The sequence below is a fragment of the Promicromonospora kroppenstedtii DSM 19349 genome, from assembly GCF_000515355.1.
In the GTDB taxonomy this organism is placed as follows: domain Bacteria; phylum Actinomycetota; class Actinomycetes; order Actinomycetales; family Cellulomonadaceae; genus Promicromonospora; species Promicromonospora kroppenstedtii.
The window spans coordinates 3,048-6,937 of sequence record NZ_KI911667.1 but is presented as its reverse complement, the minus strand read 5'-3'; the positions used below and the strand labels follow the sequence as shown (position 1 = coordinate 6,937).

The window sequence follows — 3,890 nt, the reverse complement described above, 5'->3', positions numbered from 1 at the left end:
CCCTCGTCGCCCGCGGTTATGCGCGGCGCCTGCCATCGCGCCGCTATGCGCTCGGGGCACGGGTGATGGGGCTCGGCGACGCGGCCGGTCGCCAGCTCGGCGCGGGCGCGCGTCGCCACCTGGCCCGCCTGGCGCGCGAGCTGGGCGAGACGGCGAACCTCGCGATGCTCGACGGCGAGATGGCGGTCTACGTGGCGCAGGCGGCGTCGTCGCACTCGATGCGGATGTTCACCGAGGTGGGGCGGCGCGTGCACCTGCACAGCACCGGCGTCGGCAAGGCCCTCCTGGGGGAGCTCCCCGATGCCGCGGTGCGGGAGATCGCTACGCGGGCCGGCCTCGAGCCCGCGACCGACCGGACGATCACCGACGTCGGCGCGCTCCTGACCGCGGTCGGCGAGATCCGGGAGCGTGGGTACGCCGTCGATGACGGGGAGCAGGAGATCGGGGTGCGGTGCTTCGCCGTCGTCGTGCCGGGGGTGCCGGTGCCGACCGCGCTGTCCGTGTCCGGACCGGCGGCTCGGGTGTCGTTCGAGTTCGGCGAACGCGCGGTCCCGCTGCTGCACGAGGTTGCTCGGGAGGTCGCGGCGGAGCTCTCCGGTAGTTGACGGGTCGCAGAGGCGTTGACCGGGCGTCGTCGGGCACCTAGGGTTTTCGCTAGGAAGTATTCAGTTTCCGCATCGTGGAATTACTGCGGGAGCCGAGCCGATCGACCAAAGGATCTCGACGTGGACACTCCGGACGGCCTGACGATCAACGGCGACATCGCGCCCCGCGCGGAAGAGGTGCTGACCCCGCAGGCCCTCGGGCTCGTCGTCGCCCTGCACCGGGCGCTCGACGACCGCCGGCTGGAGCTGCTCGAGGCGCGCCGCCGCCGGGTGGAAGACCTCGCGGCGGGCGGCACCCTGGACTTCCTGCCCGAGACCCGGCACATCCGGGAGGACCCGACGTGGCGCGTCGCTGAGCCGGCCCCCGGCCTTGCCGACCGGCGCTGCGAGATCACCGGCCCCACGGACCGGAAGATGACCATCAACGCCCTGAACTCGGGCGCCAAGGCCTGGCTCGCGGATCACGAGGACGCCAACACCCCGCAGTGGAGCGCCGTGGTGGGCGGGCAGCTCAACCTGCTCGACGCCATCAACCGGAACATCGACTTCACGGGCGAGAACGGCAAGCACTACGCGCTCAAGCCGGACGACGAGCTGGCGACCATCATCGTGCGGCCGCGGGGCTGGCACTTGCCGGAGAAGCACCTCCTGGTGGACGGCCGTCCGGCGTCGGGCAGCCTCGTGGACTTCGCGCTCTACCTGGCCACCGCCGGGCTACGGCAGATCGAGAAGGGCCAGGGCCCGTACTTCTACCTGCCGAAGATGGAGTCGCACCTGGAGGCGCGCCTCTGGAACGACGCGTTCTTGCTGGCTCAGGACTACCTCGGTATCCCGCGGGGGACCATCCGTGCCACGGTGCTCATCGAGACCTACCCCGCGGCGTTCGAGATGGAGGAGATCCTCTACGAGCTGCGAGAGCACAGCGCGGGCCTGAACGCCGGGCGCTGGGACTTCATGTTCTCCGTGATCAAGTCGTTCCGAACCCGGGGCACGGACTTCATGCTGCCCGACCGCAACGCCGTCACCATGACGGTGCCCTTCATGCGGGCCTACACGGAGCTGCTGGTCAAGACCTGCCACACGCGTGGAGCGCACGCGATCGGTGGCATGGCCGCGTTCATCCCGAGCCGCGACGAGGCGGTCAACGAGGCGGCGTTCGCCAAGGTGCGCGACGACAAGACGCGCGAGGCGAACGACGGGTTCGACGGCTCGTGGGTGGCCCACCCCGGCATGGTCGGGGTCTGCACGGAGGTCTTCACCGCGGTGCTGGGCGACCGGCCGAACCAGATCGACCGAACCCGTGACGAGGTGCGGGTCACCGCCGCGCAGCTGCTCGACGTCGCCGCGACGCCCGGCGACGTCACCGAGGCCGGGCTGCGGAACAACATCTCCGTGGGTATCCAGTACCTCAAGGCGTGGCTCGGCGGGCTCGGCGCCGTCGCGATCTTCAACCTCATGGAGGACGCCGCCACCGCGGAGATCTCGCGGTCCCAGGTGTGGCAGTGGCTGCACAACGACGTGACGCTCGCCGACACGGGCCACCAGGTCACGCGCGACCTGATCGACCGGATCGTGGAGGAGGAGATCGCCAAGCTGCCAGGCGACCCGGCAGACTACGCGGAGGCCAGGCAGACGTTCCTGGAAGTGGCGGTCGCGGACGACTACGCGGACTTCCTGACCCTCCCGGCGTACGCGCGCATGCCCTGACCAGCACTCGACGAGCACCACGCGCGACGAGGAGGTTGCCGGATGGGTGAGAGCGGTACGAACGGGCTGGGGGACGTCGTCGGCGAGCTGCTGGCCGAGCTGGGCGGAGAGCGGGTGATCACCGACCGGCAGCGGCGGCGGACCTACGAGTGCGACGGGCTCGCCGCGTACCGCGTGATCCCCGGGGCGGTGGTCCTCGCTCGCGACGCGGCCGACGTCGCGAGCGCGGTGCGGGCCTGTGCCCGGCACGGCGTGCCCTTCGTCGCGCGCGGGTCGGGCACCGGGCTGTCGGGCGGGGCGCTGCCCCATGCCGAGGGTGTGCTCGTGGTCATGTCGCAGCTGCGGGCGATCCGGGAGGCGGACCTGGCCAACCAGCGCGCCGTCGTGGACCCCGGGGTGATCAACCTGCAGCTCACCGCCGCGACCAGCCCCGACGGGTACTACTTCGCGCCCGACCCGTCCAGCCAGTCGGTGTGCTCGATCGGCGGCAACGTGGCCGAGAACTCGGGCGGCGCGCACTGCCTCAAGTACGGTTTCACCACGAACCACGTGACTGGCGTGGACCTGGTGACGCCCTCCGGTGAGCAGGTCGAGATCGGCGGCAAGGCGCCGGACCCGCCCGGGTACGACCTGCTCGGTGCGCTCGTCGGCAGCGAGGGCACGCTCGGCATCGTGACCGCCGCCACGGTGCGCCTGACGCGGCTGCCGCAGGAGGTGCGCACCCTGCTGGCCGCCTTCCGCACCATGGACGACGCCGGGGCCGCGACGTCCGCGATCATCGCGGCCGGCGTGATTCCTGCGGCGATCGAGATGATGGACGCCCTGGCGATCGAGGCCGCCGAGGCCGCGGTGCACTGCGACTACCCGCACGGCGCGGGCGCGGTGCTCGTGATCGAGCTCGACGGGCCGGCTCCGGACGTCGCGGGGGAGTTCGACGACGTCGTCCGGCTGTGCGAGGGGGCCGGCGCGTTCGAGGTGCGGGTCGCGGCGGACGACGAGGAGCGCGCGCTGATCTGGAAGGGCCGCAAGTCCGCGTTCGCGGCGGTCGGGCGGATCAGCCCGGACTACATCGTGCAGGACGGCGTGATCCCGCGCACCGCCCTTCCGCTCGTGCTACGGCAGATCGCGGAGCTGGGCGAGAGCGCCGGCGTGCGGGTGGCGAACGTCTTCCACGCGGGCGACGGCAACCTGCACCCGCTGGTGCTGTTCGACGGCGCCGTCGAGGGCGCCGTCGACCGGGCCGAGGCCGTGGCCGGCGGGATCCTCGACCTGTGCCTGGAGCACGGCGGGTCCATCACGGGCGAGCACGGCGTGGGCGCGGACAAGGCCAAGCACATGCCGCGCATGTTCACCGAGGACGACCTGGACACGATGCAGGCGGTGCGCTGCGCGTTCGACCCCGAGGGCATCTCGAACCCCGGCAAGGTCTTCCCGACGCCACGGCTGTGCGGGGAACGTCCCGGGCGGCACCGGGGCGCGCACCCGCTGGCGGAGTACGGCGTGGCGGAGGTCTTCTGATGGCGGACCTGCGGCGGCTCGCCGACGCGCTGCGGCAGGACGGCGGCGCGGTGCGCGAGG

The 3,890-nt window shown here is 72.1% G+C and carries 3 protein-coding genes; all 3 read left to right on the top strand.

Annotated features, from left to right (window positions below; genetic code table 11):
* Window positions 1-605, top strand: a 605-nt coding sequence (locus PROKR_RS13175) for an IclR family transcriptional regulator (RefSeq protein ID WP_036963955.1), incomplete at its 5' end; no start/stop codon positions are given.
* 120 nt (window positions 606-725) lie between these two features.
* On the top strand, window positions 726-2,312 hold the full coding sequence (gene aceB / locus PROKR_RS13170; protein WP_036963954.1) for a malate synthase A: 1,587 nt from the start codon (window positions 726-728) through the stop codon (window positions 2,310-2,312).
* Between the two features lie 42 nt (window positions 2,313-2,354).
* Complete coding sequence (locus PROKR_RS13165) at window positions 2,355-3,830, top strand: FAD-linked oxidase C-terminal domain-containing protein (RefSeq protein ID WP_036963953.1); 1,476 nt, start codon at window positions 2,355-2,357, stop codon at window positions 3,828-3,830.
* The last annotated feature ends 60 nt before the right edge of the window (window positions 3,831-3,890 follow it).

What these genes read in the sequence shown, in the direction of transcription:
- PROKR_RS13165 (WP_036963953.1), top strand. Translation starts at nt 2,355, where the DNA reads ATGGGTGAGAGCGGTACGAACGGGCTGGGGGACGTCGTCGGCGAGCTG.